The sequence below is a fragment of the Aquimarina sp. MMG015 genome, assembly GCF_018100855.1.
Lineage (GTDB): Bacteria > Bacteroidota > Bacteroidia > Flavobacteriales > Flavobacteriaceae > Aquimarina > Aquimarina latercula.
In genome coordinates this window covers 1-22839 of record NZ_JAGJEB010000021.1, presented here as the reverse complement: position 1 = coordinate 22839, position 22839 = coordinate 1, and the positions used below count along the sequence as shown (strand labels likewise).

Genomic DNA, 22839 nt, shown 5'->3' with positions numbered 1-22839 from the left:
TTGATTTTATACAGGGATTTCTATATTAACTACGGTGCCTCTATTTTCCGTGGAATCTATCATCATTTTACCAGATAGAGGACTTAGTCGGTTTCTAATATTTTTAAAACCAATTCCGTCTTTTATTTTAGCGGTGTCAAAACCAATTCCGTTGTCTTCAAAGAGAAGCTGTAAAGAAGTTTGGTATTCATTTAGATAAATATCTATATGATCAGCTTTAGCGTGTTTAAGGGTGTTGGTTAATAGTTCTTGAACGATTTTGAATAATTCCTCTTTTAAAGGACTTTCAATTTCATTAATTTTTTCTTCTGGATGAGGGTTGAAGGATATGTTTTGATTACTTCCTTGTTGAATATTATTTACATACTCCTTTATTAGCGTAGAAATACCATTGTTTTGAAACTTTTTGGAAGCTAGATTATGTGATAAATCCCTGACTTGATGATAAGTCTCATCTATTTGTTTTATAATTTTTGTTTGTAACGTTCCGTTGTCATTAGAGCTAGAAAGTTGCAATTTAATACTAGCTAAATTTCCCCCTATACTATCGTGTAATTCTCGTGCAAGACGTTTTCGTTCTTTGTTTTGGCCATCCATAGTGGCATTTATCAGGTTGAGCTCTTGGTCTTTCATCAACCCGTGAACTTTTTGAGAATTGACTTGTTTCTGAGATTTGTTTAATTCAATTTGTGTTTTTAATTTTTGGAAGTATACAAATAACAATGCTATTACTGGTAGCAATACTACCAAAAACCCTATAAGGAATGCTTTTTTAATAGTTCGTTGTCTTTTAAGTTCACTTTCCTTAAGTAGCTTTTCTTCCTTAAGTGATAGAATTTCTTTTTCCTTTTGTAAAGTTTGATACTTAACTTCCATCTCCTTTACAATCGCTTTATTTTGATTCTTAAGAATTTGGTTAGAAATAGATAAATATTGAGTCATCAAATTATAAGCATTTTCATAATCTTTGTCCGCTACCTTAATGTCTTTAAGTACCATAATAACATCTCTTTGTAGCTCAAGTTTATTCCATTGCATAGTATTTACGTAGGCAGTGGACAGGATCATTTCTGCATCTTTAACATGCCCTTGGTTGTAATAAACGATTCCCATTCGTATCACCGCATCTATATAGAGATCATAGAATTTACTTTCTAACGCGATGTCTTTTACAGATCTAAAATACTCGAGCGCGTGTTCTAGGTTATTTTCAAAAAAATCAATTCTACCAAGTTTTAATTGAGTCTCTAGTCGGATTTTATTGTTTTCGTAAATTTTTAATTCTTCTAAAACTTCAAGATATGTGGATTTTGCTTTAGAAATATCTTTCTTGAAAAAGAATACGTCTGCAGATAATTTTTTTGCTAGTACTTGGACATCATTGTCCTTGCTTTTTTGAATACAAGTTTCGAATACAGATAAAGCTGTGTCATATTCTTTTTGATGCAAATACACTGTTCCTAACCCTAATTGATGAATATAATGCATCCTATTCATTTCGGAAATCGAAGAAATAGCAATACCATCTAAATGATGTTTCATTGCATCATCAAATAACCCTTTTTCTAGTTTACCTTTACCAAGGATATTATAAGACTTGGATAGATAGAGATTGTAATCAGAAAAATTATCCTTTTCTATAAGAATCTCGTTTTTTAGAAGTTCTCCGTAATGCAGTATAGAGTCTGTATTTCCTGACTCTATATGGATTGCGGCAATCGTATCAATAAACTTAACTTTTTCTAGAAGATCTTTTGCATTTTTTAGATTCTTATAGTAATATTTGTCTACTGTATTAGGGATTTTTCCAAAAGAAGAATACCAGTCTTTCTTTTCCTGAGCCTTGCTAGAAAATGAAACTAGTATAATTAATATTAAAAACCTCTTAATTAAAATACCCATAATATTACATTGAAGATATGTTATCAATATAAAAACACCTATTCTTTGTCATATTTAATAACCCAGGGATTAGTCGCAAAATAATTCCATTTTACACTTGTTAAATCAACATCTGGATCTATTAGTACCCTCGATTTTTTACGATTTACAGAAACTCTGCTTTTTACATATACAGCTATATCTCTTCCTTCTTTTTGGTGTTCTTTTTTGAGAAATTGAGCAAACTGCCAGATTGCATCAGGCTTTGTGTTTACGATACGGCGTTGTTTTTTTGATAAATACTGATTCTTGTCTATTTTAACTCTCTTACAAGTATTGTCATTAAATTCTACATAAAAATTAGTATATCCTGATCTGCCTCGTAGCATCATTCTCCAGCTTAGCTTATGTCCTTCTTCTGTCCATAAAACGTCACCTGGAATAAACCAATGACGAATTGGTAAAGTAAGTTGAATTATAAACCAAATTGCCAATGCTGGGATTAATAATTTTCTGTATGATGGAACAATTAACTCATTTGCTGAGTAGAACTCTTTTTTAGGCATAAAAAGACTATGAATACGTTCTTTAGAAAAGAAAAAGACCGTAAACGCTAATGATAAGTATGGGAATATTCCAATTTGAAATACAATAGAGTTAAAAAGATGAAAAAAGATACTAATAATAAATGCCGCTAAGCGCGTTTTTCGCCATAGCAGTAAGGGGATGATTAGTAAATCAAATAAAATTCCAAAATATGCAATAGCTACATGAGCCCATTTTTGTTGTAATACTTCTCCAACAATAGGATAGTCTGCTCTAGATAACATTAAGTTTCTAGCTACACTAAAGTCTAGCCAATCTGGGTATAGTTTAGCAACAGAAGCATATGTGTAAACAATCCATAACTGCACTATTATGAATAGAATACACCATCTAGGCATAGAGATTCGTTTAAGTGCTGGATTTTTCTTAACATCTAAAGAAAAATAATTTCCGGCAGGTAATGTACTCATAAGAATACACAGTAATAACAGGAGATAATAATGATTGTTGTAAGAAGCTTTTTGCATATAATAAACACCAGCCCAAAGAATAGTATAAGAAATCATACTCCAGCGGTATTTAAAACCTATCATAATAAAGATTCCGAAAACTCCCATAAGGGCGAAATAATAGTACATTCCGCTTCCTGGAAGTGGTTGTAGAAAATCTAATCCTATAAAATTAAAGGTAAATTGAGGCTCTACAAGAGTTCTTCTAACCCAACCGGTAAGAATAGCACCAAAAGATTCTGCAGTAATTAGAAACCCAAAAAATACTCTAAAGATTATTAAAGCACTATTGTCTATTTGTGTAAATAACCAACGATTGATCATACCGTAGAATTTATGTAATCTCTAGAAAAATCTTCGTCATCTTGCATTGCATTTTTTAAATCTTCGATAGAATCGAATTTTTTCTCATCTCTAATACGAATGAGTATTTCGATCTGTATTTTCTTTTCGTAAAGGTTAAATGACGCATCAAAAAAATGAGTTTCAATAGTTTGATGTGTCCCATTTACTGTGGGATTATTCCCAATATTCATCATCCCGAAATACATTTTGTTATTGATATGGGATTTTACAACATACACTCCTTTTTTTGGAATTAGTTTGTAATCCTCTTCTATATGAAGATTGGCTGTAGGGTATTCCAGTTTGCGTCCTAATTCTTTGCCTTTTATTATTTTGCCAGTTAGCATAAAATTGTACCCCAAGTATTTGTTCGCTTTAATAATATCTCCTTCGAGTAAAGCCTCTCGGATTTTAGTAGAACTCACAGCAACATCATCAATATCTTGTTTGGAGATTTCTTCTACAGTAAAATCATTCTGAATTCCGAAAGAAGCAAGATCCGTAATGTTGGAATTACGATTGCGTCCAAAACGATGATCGTAGCCAATAATTACGTGGCGAACATTTAGTTTGTTTATCAACATTTCTTCCACATATTCTTTTGCAGAAAGACGAGAAAATTCTTTTGTAAATGGATGAATTACTAAACTATCTAACCCAGTTTTTTCTAAAATTTGTATTCGCTCTTCAATTGTGTTAATGAGTTTTATACTTGTATCTTTTTGCAAAACCATCCTTGGGTGCGGGAAAAAGGTAAGAATAACAGATTCTAGATTATCGCGTTTAGCAGCATCTACTAATCGTTCAATTATCTTTTTGTGACCAATATGAACACCATCAAAAGTTCCAATGGTAACAACCGATGGAGTGTGATTATCATATGTGTTAGCGTCGGTATAACGTTTCATCCGTTAATTTTTATTTATTTTTTTAGTAAAACGGAATTCGTAATTGTACGCGATAATTACTTTCAATTGAGTATATGTATTTTGTTTCAAGAAGATTATTTTAATTAAAACCGTGTAGGATTTATCTACATTTATCTAATTCTTATTACAATGTCTTGGTAGTAAGAATTGTTAGCTATAAAATTAAGCAAATGTTGTGAGATCTACTATTTATTTTCCGTTAAAGGTATTCATTGTGTTAGCTAATCCTGCGCTAACAAAGGATTTGATAAGCGCAATTCCTTTATCTAATCGTTCCGGCATAGCAGCTTCTTCTTCAGAATTCCATTCTCCGAGAACATAATCCACTTGCCTGCCTTTGCTAAATTCTGCTCCAACACCAAATCTAAATCTACAATACTTTGATGTATTAAGTTGTGTCTCAATATCTTTTAGTCCATTGTGTCCTCCGGCGCTTCCTTTTGCCTTAACTCTAATGGTACCGAAAGAAAGATTAATATCATCAGTTATAACTAAAAGATTCTCAATAGGTACTTTTTCTTTAGTTAGCCAATATCTTACAGCTTTTCCACTAAGATTCATATATGTATTAGGCTTTAATAGTAAGATGGTGCGTCCTTTGTGCTTATAAGTTGTCACATCGCCAAGCTTCTCGGTTTCAAAATCAAGATTTTCTTCTTTTGCTAGAGCGTCAAGAATTTTAAAGCCAATATTATGACGAGTGTTATGATACTTAGGTCCAATATTACCAAGACCTACAACAAGAAATTTTTTCATGAGATCTTCCTGGGTTTCTTCTTTTGTATTTTGAGTTTGATTAGAGAATATTTTTCTAAATAGAGAGAACATTGGTGTTTCTTTTCTGTAAAAATAAAAAAAAGCACTCTGAAAATAGAATCAGAATGCTTTTTGATTGTTATCTCTGTAAAGAAAAGATTATGCTTCAGCAGCTGGTGCTTCTGCAGCTGTTGCTTCTCCTTCTTCATCTTCATCTTCATCATCCACAATTGCGGTACGAGAAGTTTTAACCATACAGATTACAGTGTTTTCTGGGTGTAGAATAGAGAAATCTTCGCTAGCTACATCAGTCACATATAATTTGTTACCTATTTTTAGGTTTGTAATATCTCCTTCGATTAGATCAGGTAAATTAGAAGCAAGACCTTTTACTTTAATACGTCTTAAGTTGTAACGTAATACTCCTCCGTTAAGAACTCCTTTTGCAGCTCCTGTAGTTCTAAAAGGAAGTTCTACAGTGATTGGCTTATCATCAAAAATCTGAATAAAATCGATGTGTAAAATTCTGTCAGTTACAGGGTGAAATTGAATATCCTGTAAGATAGCATTGATTTTTGTACCATTATCCAACGCTATTACCACGGTATGAACGTCTGGAGTATACACTAAGTTTTTAAAAGCAATTTCTGGCGCTGCAAAGTGTATAATAGTGTCTCCACCATAAATAACACAAGGTACCTGTCCAGCATTACGTAAGGCTTTTGTTGCTTTCTTGCCTACGCTTTCTCTTTGAGATGCATTGATTGTTAATGACTTCATTTTAAAATATATTAATAATTATTAATTTACATTATAAATTTAGAGCTAATAGACTCATTGTTATGAACTCTATTCATAACATCTGCAAATAAATTAGCACAAGTAATTACTCTAATTTTATCACTTTTTTGTTTTAGAGGAATAGAGTCAGTTACGATTAATTCTTCTAATTTCGAGTTTTCTAATTTTTCATAAGCTGTTCCAGAAAGAATAGGGTGTGTGCATATTGCTCTAACACTTTTTGCTCCTCTTTCCATCATAAGATCAGCAGCTTTAGTAAGTGTACCTGCAGTGTCCACCATATCATCTACTAACACTACGTTTTTACCGGTCACATTTCCTATTAATTCCATATGAGAAATTACATTGGCCTTAGCCCGTTGTTTGTAACAAATAACTACATCGCTTTGTAAAGCCTTAGAATATGCGTATGCTCTCTTAGAACCACCCATATCAGGAGAAGCGATTGTTAAATCACTTAAATTTAACGATTGTAAATAAGGTAAAAATATAGTTGATGCGAATAAATGGTCTACTGGTTTTTCAAAAAATCCTTGAATTTGATCAGCGTGCAAGTCCATAGTTATGATTCTTGTTGCACCTGCAGTTTCTAGCATTTTAGCAATAAGCTTTGCAGCAATAGGAACTCTTGGTTTGTCTTTTCTGTCCTGGCGTGCCCATCCATAATATGGAAGCACAGCAGTAATATGTCTTGCCGAAGCTCTTTTAGCAGCATCTAACATTAACAACATTTCCATTAAATGATCTGAGTTTGGATGTGTAGATCCAATAATAAATACCCTAGACCCTCTTACTGATTCTTCAAAAGAAGGCTGAAACTCACCGTCACTGTAGGTAGATGTAATGACTTTACCTAATTTCGCACCATATGCTTTCACAATTTGTTCTGCGAGTTCAGTACTTTGGTTACAAGCAAAAAATTTTGCTTCTGTAATTAAATTAGGCATAGGGTAAAATGTTGTTTTGTAATGAGTTAAAACTTATTTTCTAAAAACAAGGTGCAAATTTAAAAATTTATTTCTACTCTGGCTCGTATTTTATTACTTATTTAATGGATGTGATAAAATATTTTTTTAATTTTGCCGTCCAATTCATTCAAAGTTGCTCAAGTGGCGGAATTGGTAGACGCGCTGGATTCAAAATCCAGTTCTTTCGAGAGTGTGGGTTCGATTCCCACCTTGAGTACAAAAAAACCTGATAAATAGATGTTTGTCAGGTTTTTTAATACTCAATTTTAATATTTTCTATCCTTTTTTGTGCAAGAAAAGAACATCAAAAACATTATTTATAGGTTTCAAATTATAATTTGAAACGTCTTCACTAACATTAATACATAGTTTTGATAAAAATGAAATGAATCTTGTTCATGCAATTTAGATTCATTTTGGAAACTAAATTAAAAACAACGGTTTTCAGGGTTGTCTGGGGTAAGAAGAGACCATAGTTTTGTTTGCGTAAATATAAGGTCATCCCTAGCAATGGTTGATTTTAATTTGGTTTACAAGGAAAAATTGATTTTAAAAATTTCTTATGATAAAAAAAATACACTTACGTACCATACTGTATTTGCTGAGTTATAGTTTGCTAATAGTTCCTTTATTTGGTGGATATTCTTTAGAATATACTATAGAAAAATCTGAGTTTACCAGTTTTGTTGGAGAGTTTACTTCGATTTGGGATACAACACAACCAGGAACTTCTTTAGATAATGAAATAACGATTCCTACTAATCCGGCATATACCTATAATTATACAGTAGATTGGGGAGATGGATCTTCGGACACTGGTATTACAACCGATATTACTCATACCTATGCTACATCTGGAATATATACTGTAAAAATAAGTGGTGATTTTCCAGCTATTTATTTTAATAATTCAGGAGATCAAGAAAAGATTATAGAAATTTTGGAGTGGGGAATTATAGAATGGTTAACCATGGAGAATGCCTTCTATGGATGTAGAAATCTTAATTTTGACGCGATAGATTCTCCAAACTTGTCTCAAACAACTTCGCTAAAAAATATGTTTAGGGGGTGTCTTTCGTTTAACGGTATTGTTAATAATTGGGATATAAGTACAATTACAGATATCTCGGGAATGTTTTATGACGCAGAAATATTTAATAGGCCTTTAGATAATTGGAATGTAATAAATGTAACTGATATGTCCGAAACTTTTCGGGATGCAGAATTGTTTAATGAACCTTTAGATAACTGGAATACAGCAACGGTAACCAACATGCAAGGTATGTTTGATGATGCTGAACGTTTCAATCAAAATATCAATAATTGGGATGTGTCAAATGTTACCGACATGTCAAGAATGTTTCTTGATGCTAGTGCATATAATAATCCTCTAAATAATTGGAATGTTTCTAATGTTACCAATATGTCTCAGATGTTTGATGATGCTAATTCATTTAATCAAAATATTAATAATTGGATAGTGGATAATGTTACGGATATGTCCGGGATGTTCTCATGTATTAATTTTAACCAACCTTTAGATAATTGGAATGTTTCAGCTGTAACAGATATGTCATCAATGTTTTCTGTTAATCGTAATTTTAGTCAGCCTATTAATAATTGGGATGTATCTTCAGTTACCAATATGGATACGATGTTCTTTTTTACAGTTTTTAATTTACCATTGGATCAATGGGATGTAAGCGGGGTTACTTCTATGAATTCAATGTTTAATAGAGCGTTATTTAATCTGCCATTAAATGATTGGGATGTGAGTTCTGTAACTTCTATGTCTAGAATGTTTGGTGGAAATACTTCTTTTACTACACCATTTAATCAGCCCTTAGATCAATGGAATACATCTGCTGTTGTAAATGTTTCAGGTATGTTTGGTTGGTCAGCATTTAACCAAAATATTAATGATTGGGACGTATCTAGCGTTACAAATATGTCAACAATGTTTGCAAGTAACACGATTTATGACCAACCTTTAGACAATTGGGCTATATCTACTGTTACGAATACGCAAGCAATGTTTAGTGGAGCAACAAGTTTTAATCAGGACATAACAAATTGGGATACTCAAAACATAACTAATATGAATGTAATGTTCAGTGGAGCCCAAATGTTTAATCAAAATTTAGCTTCTTGGAATATTACCTCGGTTACGCAAATGGGTAATATGCTGTCTAATTCGGGTTTGTCGCAAGAAAATTATGATAATATCTTGATAGGATGGGCATCACAAGCAGTGCAATCAAATGTTTCTTTGGGAGCCTTAAATATTCGTTATTGTGATGGTAGAATTGCTAGGCAAGAACTAATAGATAATTTTAACTGGACTATTACAGGTGATATTGTTAATTGTACCAATGTTTTTTGTACAGAAATAATCTCTCCTTTAGATGGTGCAACAGGAGTGCCAGCTAATTCTGATATTGTATGGAATGCTGCCCCGCAAGCAACGGGTTATTTAGTAAGTTTACGAAGAGAAAACGGTGGTGCTACACAAGTGATTTATGACAATGAAGATTTGGGAAATGTTACTCGTATCACGTTTACTAATGAATTTCTGGATGGAGATGTTGTATACATTACCGTCGTTCCTTATAATGCTGAAGGACCTGCAGAAAACTGTGATGAAATAAGTTTTTCGGTAGTATCCTCTTGGCAAAATAACCCTAATGCATATAGAATACAGATTGATACCCGAATAGATGGTTTTGCTACAACACCTTTAGATCAATTTGAAGTAGAAACAAATAATGATTTTACCTATAATATAAATATCGATTGGGGAGATGGAGAATATGATAATAATGTAACTTCTGATATTATCCATACGTATGATGTTCCTGGAATATATAATGTAGCCATTATAGGAGAGTTCCCTAATCCTTATTTTGGAGTTTTTGGAGATGGCGAAAAAGTACTTTCTATTGATCGATGGGGAACATTCGAATATCTATCTATGGAAAAAGCCTGTAATGATTGCGAGAATATGATTTACAATGCTACGGACATACCTAATTTATCACAGGTGGCAAGTATGAACGAGATGTTTGATGGGGCTGTTTTATTTGATGCAAATATTAATGATTGGGATGTGAGTAATGTTACAGATATGAGTGGTCTTTTTAATCGTACCACTGCTTTTAATCAACCTCTGGACAATTGGGTCGTTGATAATGTTACGAATATGTCGAGAATGTTTTCTGCCGCTACTAGTTTTAATCAACCTTTGGATGCTTGGAATACATCTAATGTAGAGTTTATGTCAAGTATGTTTAGATCTGCAACTAGTTTTACTCAAAATATTAATGGTTGGGATGTTTCGTCGGTAACAAATATGGCATCAATGTTTGAGGGTGCTAGACTATATAATTCTCCTATGGACTCATGGGATGTTAGCAACGTAACCAATATGGCAGGAATGTTTAAAAGAGCATTGATCTTTAATCAATCTTTAAATGCTTGGGATGTTAGCAATGTAACTAATATGGCAGAGATGTTTAATGGTTTTTTTCTAGATATGGAGTTTAATGCATCTTTAAACGATTGGGATGTAGACAATGTTACCGATATGAGAGAAATGTTTGCGTATTGTCCTCAATTTGATCAACCTCTAAATAATTGGAATGTTGGAAATGTTACAGATATGTCAGAAATGTTTCATGAAGCTTCTGTATTTAATCAAGATATAAATTCTTGGAATGTGACCAATGTAATCACTATGCAGTCCATGTTTGAGGATGCTTTGGCATTTAATGAACCACTTAATAATTGGGATGTAAATTCTGTGGTAAGTATGGTTTCTACTTTCCAAAATGCCCAAGCATTCGATCAACCATTAAATGCTTGGAATGTAAGTGCAGTTGCCAACATGACTTCTATGTTTAGAAGAGCTAATGCATTCAATCAACCCATCGATAATTGGAATGTGAGTTCTGTAACACTTATGACTTCTATGTTTGAAAGTGCTTCAGCTTTTAATCAGAATTTGAATCCTTGGGATGTTGCTGTGGTAACAAATATGGATTCTATGTTTAAGGATGCAATTGTATTTGATCAATCATTAGATAGTTGGGATACAGGAGAGGTTCAGAATATGCAAGAAATGTTTAGTGGCGCTACTGCATTTAATCAAAATATTGATTCTTGGAACGTTTCTTTTGTAACGACTATGGAAGAAATGTTTAGAAACGCTACATCTTATAACCAAGCAATGGATTCTTGGAATGTAGCTTCGGTAACTACGATGGAAGGAATGTTTCAGGGTGCTACTTCTTTTAATGAAGCTATTAGCAGTTGGAATGTAAGAGGAGTAAATACGATGGCATATATGTTTGATGGAGCTACTTCTTTCAATCGATTATTAAATAATTGGAGAGTTAGTGGAGTTCAGAATATGGATTATATGTTTAGAAATGCCAGTAGTTATAATCAAGAAATGAATATGTGGAATATAGGTAGTGTTAGTATGCAATCTATGTTAGAAAATGCTACGGCCTTTGATCAGTTTCTCGGTGATTGGAATATAAGTAGCGTTAGCAATATGTTAGATATGTTGGATAATACTGCATTAACAAGAGAAAATTATGATAGTACATTAATTGCTTGGTCAGAACAGGCATTGACTACAGGAATTAATTTAGGTGCAGAATCATTGCTTTATTGTGATAGTATAGATGAAAGACAATCCATGATCGATACCTATGGATGGATTTTTACAGATGATATTCGGGATTGTCCGATTCCAGTATGTACACAGCTAACATCGCCTGAAAACGGCGATGTAGATGTGCCAATAAATACAAACCTTGTTTGGGAACCAGTTCTGTATGCAACTGAATATGTGCTTACAATTACGCTTCAACCAAGTGGAACCATAATTAATGCAACTGTTACTACAGAATCTTATGAATTTATGGCTAATGAACTTGTCGGTTCTACTAGCGTAACAGTTCTTATAGAGCCTAGAAATGACGAAGGTACCGCCACAGGTTGTGTTGCCGAAACATTTTTTCTGTCAACAAATCCTGCTACGGTGCCAGATTGCACAATATTGGTAACTCCTTTGGCTGGAACTATTGATGTTACTATAACAACCGATGTTTCTTGGCAAGCAATTGCTGATGCTGATGGTTATTTTTTAACAGTAGGTACATCTACAGGTGGGAATGATATTTTAAATAATGAAGATGTTGGCAATGTTACCACTTATGATTTGACAAATGATTTACCGGAAGATACCGAAATCTTCGTTACTATAACCCCGTATAACGAAGAAGGAAATGCAACTGGATGTGCAGAAGAAAGTTTTACTACAGAGTTGATTCCTGTTGTGCCTTCTTGTACTACGATTTCGGATCCTTTAAATGGAGCAACTAATGTAGCAATCGATACAGATTTAAGTTGGAATAGTGTTGATGGAGCCACAGGTTACTTGGTTTCTGTAGGAATCACTCAAGGCGGTATTGAAATAGCGAATAGTATTGACGTAGGAAATGTAACTATATATGATTTTCCAACGGATCTTATTGAAAACAGAACTTTTTATGTAACAATTATACCATATAATGATGTTGGTGACGCGGTTGGATGTATGGAAGAAAGTTTTAGAACAGGAGAATCTACACTAAATGATCCTCCAGCATGTACCACACTTACTATTCCCTTAAATGGAGCTATAGACATTGCAATAGGTAGTAATTTAACATGGGGCAGCAGTTTTAATGCGGATGGATATCGATTAACAGTAGGCACAAGTTCTGGAGCCACGGATATTATAAATAATCAAGATGTTGGTAATGTTACTACCTTTGATTTACTAGCTGATTTGCCAGAAGGGACAGAAATATTTGTTACAATAGTTCCTTATAATAGTTTTGGAGATGCTACAGGATGTTCAGAAGAAAGTTTTACAACAGAGACTTTAGCGACGATTCCAAGTTGTACAACTTTATCGATTCCTTTAGATGGAGCTACTAACGTTTTGATAGGAACAGATTTAAGTTGGAATTCAATTTCTGATGCTACAGGATATCGATTAATAGTTGGAACAAGTTCTGGCGGAAGTGATATTATAAATAATCAAGATGTAGGTAATGTAACGACTTTTGATTTGCCAGCAGATTTGCCAGAGAATACTGAGATTTTTGTTACCATTATTCCGTATAATGCAGTTGGTGATGCTACAGGATGTTCAGAAGAGAGTTTTATTACAGAAACTATAGCAACGATCCCAAGTTGTACTACGTTATCGATTCCTTTAGATGGAGCTGCTAACGTTGGGATAGGAACGGATTTAAGTTGGAATTCAATTTCTGATGCTACGGGATATCGATTAACAGTTGGAACAAGTTCTGGTGGGATTGATATTATAAACAATCAAGATGTAGGTAATGTAACGACTTTTGATTTGCCAGCAGATTTGCCGGAGAATACTGAGATTTTTGTTAGCATTATTCCGTACAATGCTGTTGGTGATGCTACTGGATGTTCAGAAGAGCGTTTTACTACCGAAACTGTTGCAACGATTCCAAGTTGTACTACCTTATCGATTCCTTTGGATGGCGCTACTGATATTTCGATAGGAACGGATTTAAGTTGGAATGCGGTTTCTAATGCTACAGGATATCGATTAATAGTTGGAACAAGTTCTGGCGGAAGTGATATTATAAATAATCAAGATGTAGGTAATGTAACGACTTTTGATTTGCCAGCAGATTTGCCAGAGAATACTGAGATTTTCGTTAGCATTATTCCATACAATGCCGTTGGTGATGCCACTGGATGTTCAGAAGAGAGTTTTACTACCGAAACTGTTGCAACGATTCCAAGTTGTACTACCTTATCGATTCCTTTGGATGGCGCTACTGATATTTCTATAGGAACGGATTTAAGCTGGAATTCAATTTCTGATGCTACCGGATATCGATTAATAGTTGGAACAAGTTCTGGCGGAAGTGATATTATAAATAATCAGGATGTTGGTAATGTAACTACTTTTGATTTGTCAACTGATTTACCGGAGAATACTGAGATTTTTGTTGCTATTATTCCGTACAATGCAGTTGGAGATGCTACAGGATGTTCAGAAGAGAGTTTTACTACAGAGACTTTAGCAACGATTCCGAGTTGTACTACATTATCTAATCCTTTAAATGGGGATACAGATGTTTCTGTAGATACAGACATAAGTTGGAATGCAGTTTCTGATGCTACTGGATATAGACTAACAGTTGGGACGAGTTCTGGTGTTACGGATATTATAAATAATCAGGATATTGGTAATGTTACAACTTTTGATTTGCCAATTGATTTACCAGAGAATACTACAATTTTTGTAACTATTACCCCATACAACATATTAGGAGATGCTACAGGATGTTCTGAAGAGAATTTTATCACAGAAAATCCGATAATTATTGTAGAGGATGATACCAAATACGGGTTTTCTCCAGATGGTGATGGAATTAATGAATTCTGGGAAATTGACGGAATTGAAAATTACCCTGGAAATACTGTCTCTATTTATAATCGTTGGGGAGATATGGTATTTGAAATTTCAGGATACAATAATACTTCAAGGGTTTTTAGAGGTGATGCAAATCGTCTAACCAATCTTGGTGGTGGTGCATTGCCAGAAGGCACCTATTTCTTTAGTATTAATATCCCCCAAAGTAATTCTCTAAAAAAACTAAAAGGATTTTTAGTTTTAAAACGATAATTTTATGACAAAACATATATATAATGTGCTAACAATACTTATTTTGTTAGTATGCAAGAACTCTATACAAGCTCAGCAAACACCAGTGTTTTCTGATTATTATTATAATCCAGTATTAATTAATCCTGCTCATTCTGGATATAGTCCGGATACAGAGGTAAGCTTAAGTAATTTTGGATACCTAAGTGGGTTTGAGGGAAGCCCAAGAACGTTTTCAGGGATTCTTAATACAAGTCTTTTTGATAATAATGTTGGAATAAGCGGAGGTTTTATAAGTGATCAAATTGGAGTCACTTCCGCGACAACGCTATTTGGATCCTATGCTTACAAAATATTGTTGGACGAGAATTATAATAGAGGACGTTGGTGGAACTATAATCCTAACGTATTATCATTTGGATTAACTACGGGAGTACTTTTCTTTAATGAAGATTTATCTCGATTAAATATACAAGGAGACCCAAATTTTGAAAATGATGTTAATGTCACTGTTCCTTCCTTTGGTTTTGGGGTTCTCTATAATCACAATAAATTGTATGTAGGATTTTCTGTCCAAAATTTATTTGCTGATAGTGTTGCTTCTGATCAAAATGTAAATATCCAGACACCATATTACTTATATGGTGGTTATAGATTGTATCTCAGTAGATTTCAAGAAATACGGATACAACCTAGTATGTTGGTAAAGTTTGAGGAAGATGCACCTGCTCAGTTTGATTTTAATGTATCTGCAAATTATAAAAACAGAATAGAAATTGGAGCTGGTTATCGGAGTAGTTCATCGTTTAATGGACTGGTAGGACTCTATTTTTTAAAAAATTGGCGTTTTGCATATAGTTATACTGCTTTTAACAGCGATACTCCCTTTAATAATACTAATGGATTTATTCTTACATACAAATCCGGAGAAGGATTTTGATCTAGGGTAGAGATAAATTAAAATTATATCTTTTATAATCTGGACCACCTCAATATTATACTGGATTCTTCTGAGCGGTAATAAATTATATTTCTAAGATCAGCTTTTGTCTGTAGTAAATTATGGAGAATGGTTTTTGGTGCGAAATTCTATTGAATTAGTATTGATTAATTGATGTGTTTATTAAGTAAAGAGGGTATGTTAATGCCATTTTTTATATTGAATTTTATAAAATTAAAAATCTAATAATCAGATACTTGTATTTATTTACCCCTAAAAGTGTATTATTAAAATAGCATTTAACACTAATATTACGATGCATTAATTTTAAGACTTATTGTGATACACACACATCTTGATAAGTAATTAATTTTTCATTAATTTATTAAATGAGATAGTGCTAATACGAATAGTATAGTTTCCCCAGAAGAGCTAGAAAGAGTAAAAAGCATTGTTTTTTAGTATAAATAGAATAATTAAAAGGTTATAGCAATTAGTATTCATTTTGCTAGTAGAAATTTTAGAAAAATGGAATACTAAAAAGAAGTAAAAAGAGTTAACTAAAGATCGTCTAAATTGATTTCTTAGATGTCTTGTAAATAAAAATCATGTAATTTTTCCTTTAGAAAAGGAGTATTAATAAAAATGTTTGATTTTGAGATTGGCAAATTAATTTTAAGTAAAGTTTAATGAACCCACAAACAATTACTAAAAATTCCAATTAATTAGAATTAAATAAAATTGCAAGTAAGTTCGATATCTAAATTCTATCTCCCACCCTTCCGGAATTTGGACATATCATTTTAAATAATGGATCGTACCAGAAGAATTTCTGGCTCGTTACTAATGACTGTAATCATTTTTCAGTGCATTCGGATATGATATTTCAGTAGTTGTAATACTGATTTAGATTAGACGTCTACGATGAATATCTCTGATTGTATTTTCATTTAAATAGAGCTGTCGATTTCTTTAGGTAAGTAATAATGATGTATAGGAACCTATATAAATAACGCTGTAGGCCTATATTTTCAGATCATTTTATAATAATATAACACACAAACAAGCGTAATTATGAAAATGTATTACACACACAAGAAACATTTTTCAGCAAACCGTTTTTTATGGTTAGCACTACTATTATTTATTTGGGCAGGAGGAGTAGCTCAAACAGTTGTACAGAAACATGGAAGATTAAGAGTACAAGGAAATCAAATTGTTGATAAAAATAATGATCCGGTCAGTCTGGCTGGAAATAGTTTATTCTGGAGTAATGCGGGAGATACTTCGGATTTTTATGATGCCGAAACCGTATCACATCTTACCAGTGATTGGAATAGTTCAATCATCCGCGTAGCTATGGGAGTAAAAGAAAACTGGGATGGAGGTACAGGTTACATTGATAGTCCTAATTTTCAAAAAAATAAAATTAGAAAAGTAATTGATGCAGCGATAACAGAAGGAATCTATGTGATAATAGATTGGCATACTCATGAAGCTGAACAATATACTTCGGAAGCTGCTGACTTTTTTAAGGAAATGGCACAATTATACGGAGATAAACCTAATGTTATTTATGAAGTATATAACGAGCCGATTAACCAATCTTGGTCAATAGTAAAAAGTTATTCCGAAACGGTAATTGCAGCTATTAGATCTGAAGATCCGGATAATCTTATTATCGTAGGTTCTCCTACTTGGTCTCAGGATGTTGATGTAGCATCAAATAATCCAATAAGTGATGCTAATACAGCATACACTTTACATTTTTATTCAGGGACACATACAAATAGTTTAAGACAAAAAGCTACAACAGCTATGAACAATGGTATAGCATTATTTGTTACAGAATGGGGAGCGGTTGATGCTAGTGGTGATGGAGCTTTAGAAATTCCAGAAACGGAAAGATGGATGCAATTTTTCAAAGACAATAATATTAGCCACGTAAATTGGTCAGTTAGTGATAAACCTAGTAACAATGATCCTACAAGAGCTGAAAGATCTTCTGTAGTAGAATTAGGAAAGGGGATTGATGGATTAAAAAATAATCAACTAACACCAACAGGAAATTACATAAAAGACCTTATAAAAAACTGGTCAGAAGATGATGGAGGAGATCCTGATGGGCCTAGTGGTACCATCAATTGTAATACAGTAGACTGTATTAGAAATGCTATGCAAAATGCACAACCAGGAGATGAAATTATAATTGCTTCAGGAACCTATGAGGCTCCAGATAAAATTAATATAGGAGGAAGAGCAGCTAGATTTGCTTCAGATAAAAATGGTACAGCTTCGCAACCTATCATTATGAGAGCACAAAGCCCTTCCAATCCACCAATATTAAAAGGTGAAAATGGGAAGTATGATGGATATGTATTGCACATGCTAGGAGATTATTGGGAAATAAAAAATATAATTTTTGAAGAAGGTTCTAAAGGAATTGTATTGGATAATGCCAATAATGGAATCCTAGAAAATCTAACAGTTAGAGAATTAGGAGAAGAAGGAATTCATTTAAGAGATGGGTCGAGTTCTAACCTTGTAAAAGATTGTCGAGTATATAATGTGGGTATCAAAAAACCAGGAATTGGAGAAGGTTTATATGTGGGATCTGATAAAGGACAGCATGATGATTACGAAAGAGAATGTAATAATAATATTATTGATGGTTGTATTGTAGGACCTAATGTAACGGCAGAAGGTGTCGATGTAAAAGAAGGAACTAAAAATACAATTATCCGTAATTGTACTTTCTCTGCGCAAGGGATATCTGGAGAAAATAGTGCAGATGCTTTTATTGATCTTAAAGGAGCTTATGGTTTTGTATATAACAACACCTTTAATTTGGATGGATCTACGATTATTAATGCTGGAGTTGATTTTTTAGATAGAGGAACTGGATTCAATACTGGTTTTAGAAATGCAATTTTTGATAATACTTTTAATTTAGGTAGTAGAGCTAACGAAATTCAAACAGCAAGAAAGAAACAAGGAGACCCTTCAGAAATTCACGTATGGAATAATACGCGTAATCCAAACTCTCCAGATTTCCCTATAAGTGATGGAACTACGAATTTTGTTACACAATCTTGCCCAAGTTGGAACATCGTTCCTTGTGATGACGATGGGGGAAATCAAAATCCAAGTGTCAATATTACATCTCCTACTAATGGACAATTATATCAAGAAGGAGATAATATAACAATAACAGCTAATGCATCAGATTCAGATGGAAGTATAACAAAAGTTGAATTTTATAACGGCTCTGTAAAATTAGGAGAAGATTCTTCATCTCCATACCAGTATAATATAAATAATGTGCAAGCAGGTAATTATAATTTAACAGCAAAGGCAACGGATAACGATGGAGCAACAACAACTTCTGGTAACGTAAATATTACGGTATCTAGCGATAATGGAGGAGATAATACGCCTCCTGCCATTTCTTTCGAAACACCTTCTGGTAATTTAACAATCGATGAAGGATATAGTAGCCTGTATATTAAAGTAAATGCTTCAGATAGTGATGGAACCATAGATAATGTAAAACTTTATATCAATGGTAATTTTATAAGACAAGAAAGATTCGATCCTTATGAATGGGGGCATAGCACATCACCTAACCCAGCAGAAACAACTGGTTTAGCAGCTGGGGATCATACATTTCGAGCTACAGCTACGGATAATGAAGGAACTACTTCCGAGACCACCTTTACATTAACAGTAACAGGTGAAGATACTGGTGGAGGCAATGATTGTTCATTTGGAACTCCTTCTAGTGGTGCTTTACCAGCGTTTGATGGAGTATCTTTTACAGAAGTACATGTGTTAGGAAGCGGAGGACCATCCTTAAGCAATTTCAGAAAATTTAGTATTAATTGGAATCCACAGTATAATGGATTGTATCAATTTGCAATGAATACTAATAACGGTGTGCCGAATTATTATGTAGACCTTAGACCTTTTAGTAGCACTAACTTTAATACTAGTAATCCTGAAGTAACGATAAGCAACTCAGGTTTTAGTGGATTAGATGGTTCTTATTGGGTAGCAAAAGACGGAACTAATTTTGTTATGGTCTCTAAAAGTGGAAACTTCTCAATTTATTTCAGTAACTCTGATACAGCTCCTAACTGTGATGATGATAAATCACCGGTAGATGAGGATAAATTAACCAATATTAAATTGTTTCCAAACCCTGTTAGTGATAACATACTTAACGTTACAGGGATAGCTCAGGAAAAATCTACTTTAGAAGTAGCTGATATGCAAGGTAAGATTGTACTTCAAGAGAATATTGAGAATACAGAAGTAGGTTTAGATGTTTCTAAACTTAAATCGGGTATGTATGTTCTCATTGTTAAAGGATTAAAATTCAGAAAATCCATTCTATTTACTAAACAGTAATAGTATTAGCCAATCATCATCATCAGGTAGCTGACTAAGTTATCTGATGATGATTCTAATGATTCAAAACGCATACAACATGAATTACAAATACGTAAAAAATAGTTTTACATTTATTTTGTTGAGCCTTACTTCATTCTTATTTGCTCAAGAAAACTATGTATATCAATATGATTTTGATCATTTGTCCTCTGGGCAATATAATAGAGATCAAATAAAAGAAGCACTAAATGTTTCCTTTTGTAAAGGAGCAGATGAAGGTAGGGTACATATTTCTGATTTTGAAACTCACGGTAAGGTATTAGATGTTAAGTATCCTAAAGGACAGGTTAAAACCGGAGAAAGTGGTATGCATACTAAAGTACCGTTTGATGTAGAAGGCGAATTTGATGAATTATACATTAGTTATTGGATATATTTTCCGGAAGATTTTGAATTTCGAGCAGGTGGTAAATTACCTGGTTTAGCATATCAGACTTCAGAAAGAAATATGTCACTGAGATTGATGTGGAGATATGATGGACTTATTGAATTTTATGTGCATTATAATACAGAGCCAACTTGGGATGGGTGGCATGCTTCTATTAATTGGAGTTTAACGGATCCCTATGAAGAACCTAACGGAGAACCTCAGGCAGATCAGGTGAAGTTTAAAAAAGGGCAATGGAATCATGTCGAAATGTATAATAAGCTAAATACTCCTGGACAAAATGATGGGATTATGAGAGGTTGGTTAAATGGAGACTTAGCTATAGATATTACAGATAATGGAGATTATAGACAAGCGGACGAAGAAGATATTCATCTTAATATTATTTATTTATCAACCTTTTTTGGAGGTAGTGATGAAACTTTTCAACCTACCAAAGACCTAGAAGCCTACTTTGATGATTTCATTGTTTCCACAACCAGAATAGGAGATGACAGCGATAATGATGGAGACGGAGATAATGGTGGTGATACAAATCAACCTCCAGCTGTTACGTTTGTAACGCCTTCTAATGACATTACAGTAGATGAAGGTTATAGTCTTGATGTTAGAGTTAATGCCTCTGATGTCGATGGAAGTATTAGTAATGTAAAACTTTATATAGATGATACTCTTGTAAGACAAGAAAGTGTTGCTCCTTATGAATGGGGTCATGCTTCATCGCCAAATCCAGATGAAGTAAATAACTTGTCTGTTGGGACACATGTTTTTAAGGCAGTTGCTACAGATAATGAAGGGGCAACCTCAGAAACTATATTTACACTTATTGTAAAAAAGGAGGATACGGATGAGAGTAATAATTGTTCCTTCGACACTCCTATAAGTAATAGTATTTCCAGTATAAACAAAACATCTTTTTCCGAAGCATATGTTTTAGGAAATAATGGACCTGCACTAGACAATTTTAGAAAGCTTACTATTAATTGGAATGAGGGTAATAATGGTTTATATCAATTTGCGATCAATACCAATAATGGAATTCCTAGTTATTATATAGATCTTAAAAATAAAGTAACTCATACGTTGGGACAATCAAGTCCTGAAATAACAATTAATGATTCTGGAATTTCTGGATTAGACGGTTCTTATTGGATTGCTAGAGATCAAGATAATTTTATAATGGTTTCTAAGACTAGAGGATTTACATTGTATTTCAGTAATTCTAATGAATTTCCTTCTTGCGATAATAAATCCCAACCTGATTTAGAAAAGGTAGATTCCTTTTCTTATTACCCAAATCCTGCCAATAGTTCAATTTTGCTAAGCGGTGTTGATCCATCTATTAGCGAAATAGTGATTTATAATATAAATAGTCAGAAAGTTAAATCAATAAAGCCAATTAAGAAAGAATCGATTTCAATTGATGTTACTTCATTACAGAATGGACTTTATTTTATCGAGTTAAAATCTTTCAAGGTAGCATCGAAAAGATATAAACTAATAAAGAATTAATAACCAAACTCAACTAATTAACTAATTAAAAATTTTATAATCATGAAAGAAAAGATTGTTTATAAACGGTATATAAATAAGAATGTTTTTACGCTATCATTTTTGATAGTGATCGCACTTCTTTTTAATAATCAAGACACTTTTGCTCAATGTAATACTATAATCGATGTTGATTTCAATAATTGGAACAACAGACGATACTCTATTGCAGATATCAAAAATGATTTTAATAATAAAGTCAAACCTTGGACTGCATCTACATATAGAGGAGTAGAAGGTCCCGGCGCTGCAAGTAATTTGATAGAAAATACTCCGCAAGAAACAAGGATTGTTAATGGAACTTTACGAGCGCAGTATTTAAAAAATGATGCCTCAGGTAGATCAGGTGGTTTTCTTTTTGATCCTTATTTTGATGCCGTAGATGAAGCGTATTTAGAATATAAGGTAAAATTTGATGATAATTTTTTCTGGGCTACTGGTGGAAAATTGCCAGGGTTGGGAGGTTCTACCAGCGGGATTAATAGTGAAAGTACAGGTCGTGGAACTATTCCATCTGGATGTAAATACAATACAAATGGATGGTCTGCACGTTTGATGTGGAGAAGAAATAGGGCGCAAACCAATGCACCTTATCTTATTCTTTACAGTTACTTTGCCGAAAAACAAGATGGGAGTGCTAGAAAAGATGGAGATTGTGGAGACGGAAAAAGAATTTTTTCTAATCTGAAAGACGATAAATGGTATACAATCCGTCAGTACATCAAAATGAATACACCAGGCCAAAAAAATGGTAAAGTAATCATGTGGATTGATGGAGTAGAAACGTATCGTGATAACAATGCGAAAATTCGAAACTCAGGAAAAAGCAGCTTAAAAATCAATGCTTTAATTATGAATACCTATCGTGGAGGAAGTAGAACAGATCCTGTTTGGCATTCTCCAAGAACAGAATATACGTTTTTTGATGATTTTAAAGTTTGGACAGGATGTGGTAACCCACCAGACGGTGGCGAGGATAACAAACCACCACAAGTTGCATTAACCAATCCATCATCGAATAACCAAGAGTTTACTTTAGGCGAAACGATTACCTTAAGAGCG

The 22839-nt window shown here is 33.3% G+C and carries 11 protein-coding genes and 1 tRNA gene; 6 read left to right on the top strand and 6 right to left on the bottom strand.

Features of this window, described 5'->3' with window-relative positions; genetic code table 11:
• Positions 1–6 precede the first annotated feature (6 nt).
• The 6 genes from J8L88_RS23085 to J8L88_RS23060 form a co-directional block, all read right to left on the bottom strand.
• Positions 7–1902, bottom strand: a complete 1896-nt coding sequence (locus J8L88_RS23085) for an ATP-binding protein (RefSeq protein ID WP_211062018.1) — start codon at positions 1900–1902, stop codon at positions 7–9.
• A gap of 38 nt (positions 1903–1940) precedes the next feature.
• Positions 1941–3260, bottom strand: coding sequence for an HTTM domain-containing protein (locus J8L88_RS23080; protein WP_211062017.1), 1320 nt, complete (start codon positions 3258–3260; stop codon positions 1941–1943).
• Complete coding sequence (locus J8L88_RS23075) at positions 3257–4189, bottom strand: bifunctional riboflavin kinase/FAD synthetase (RefSeq protein WP_027393343.1); 933 nt, start codon at positions 4187–4189, stop codon at positions 3257–3259. The genes J8L88_RS23080 and J8L88_RS23075 overlap by 4 nt, the downstream gene beginning before the upstream one ends.
• 210 nt (positions 4190–4399) lie before the next feature.
• Complete coding sequence (gene pth / locus J8L88_RS23070) at positions 4400–5038, bottom strand: aminoacyl-tRNA hydrolase (RefSeq protein WP_211062016.1); 639 nt, start codon at positions 5036–5038, stop codon at positions 4400–4402.
• 87 nt (positions 5039–5125) lie between these two features.
• The gene (locus J8L88_RS23065; protein WP_211062014.1) at positions 5126–5746 is read right to left on the bottom strand and encodes a 50S ribosomal protein L25/general stress protein Ctc; all 621 of its coding nucleotides are present in this window, start codon (positions 5744–5746) and stop codon (positions 5126–5128) included.
• A 26-nt stretch (positions 5747–5772) separates the two neighbouring features.
• Positions 5773–6714 (bottom strand): ribose-phosphate pyrophosphokinase, encoded by a 942-nt coding sequence (locus tag J8L88_RS23060; RefSeq protein ID WP_108803221.1) that lies wholly within the window; start codon positions 6712–6714, stop codon positions 5773–5775.
• Between the two features lie 156 nt (positions 6715–6870).
• On the opposite strand from J8L88_RS23060, the gene J8L88_RS23055 reads away from it, so the two are divergent.
• The 6 genes from J8L88_RS23055 to J8L88_RS23030 form a co-directional block, all read left to right on the top strand.
• A tRNA-Leu gene (locus tag J8L88_RS23055) sits at positions 6871–6952 on the top strand.
• 345 nt (positions 6953–7297) lie between these two features.
• Positions 7298–14467 (top strand): BspA family leucine-rich repeat surface protein, encoded by a 7170-nt coding sequence (locus J8L88_RS23050; RefSeq protein ID WP_211062012.1) that lies wholly within the window; start codon positions 7298–7300, stop codon positions 14465–14467.
• Between the two features lie 4 nt (positions 14468–14471).
• A complete protein-coding gene (locus J8L88_RS23045) occupies positions 14472–15386 on the top strand; it encodes a PorP/SprF family type IX secretion system membrane protein (protein WP_118388832.1) in 915 nt (304 codons plus the stop codon).
• Positions 15387–16460: 1074 nt separating this feature from the next.
• Entirely contained in the window at positions 16461–19796 is a 3336-nt protein-coding gene (locus J8L88_RS23040) for a cellulase family glycosylhydrolase (protein WP_211062010.1), read from the top strand.
• A gap of 79 nt (positions 19797–19875) precedes the next feature.
• Positions 19876–21738, top strand: a complete 1863-nt coding sequence (locus tag J8L88_RS23035) for a polysaccharide lyase (protein ID WP_211062008.1) — start codon at positions 19876–19878, stop codon at positions 21736–21738.
• A gap of 42 nt (positions 21739–21780) precedes the next feature.
• On the top strand, positions 21781–22839 hold a 1059-nt coding region (locus J8L88_RS23030), incomplete at its 3' end, for a polysaccharide lyase (RefSeq protein ID WP_211062006.1).

Coding starts and splice junctions, on each gene's coding strand:
- J8L88_RS23085 (WP_211062018.1), bottom strand. CDS start 1,902: ATGGGTATTTTAATTAAGAGGTTTTTAATATTAATTATACTAGTTTCA.
- J8L88_RS23080 (WP_211062017.1), bottom strand. CDS start 3,260: ATGATCAATCGTTGGTTATTTACACAAATAGACAATAGTGCTTTAATA.
- J8L88_RS23075 (WP_027393343.1), bottom strand. CDS start 4,189: ATGAAACGTTATACCGACGCTAACACATATGATAATCACACTCCATCG.
- pth (WP_211062016.1), bottom strand. CDS start 5,038: ATGTTCTCTCTATTTAGAAAAATATTCTCTAATCAAACTCAAAATACA.
- J8L88_RS23065 (WP_211062014.1), bottom strand. CDS start 5,746: ATGAAGTCATTAACAATCAATGCATCTCAAAGAGAAAGCGTAGGCAAG.
- J8L88_RS23060 (WP_108803221.1), bottom strand. CDS start 6,714: ATGCCTAATTTAATTACAGAAGCAAAATTTTTTGCTTGTAACCAAAGT.
- J8L88_RS23050 (WP_211062012.1), top strand. CDS start 7,298: ATGATAAAAAAAATACACTTACGTACCATACTGTATTTGCTGAGTTAT.
- J8L88_RS23045 (WP_118388832.1), top strand. CDS start 14,472: ATGACAAAACATATATATAATGTGCTAACAATACTTATTTTGTTAGTA.
- J8L88_RS23040 (WP_211062010.1), top strand. CDS start 16,461: ATGAAAATGTATTACACACACAAGAAACATTTTTCAGCAAACCGTTTT.
- J8L88_RS23035 (WP_211062008.1), top strand. CDS start 19,876: ATGAATTACAAATACGTAAAAAATAGTTTTACATTTATTTTGTTGAGC.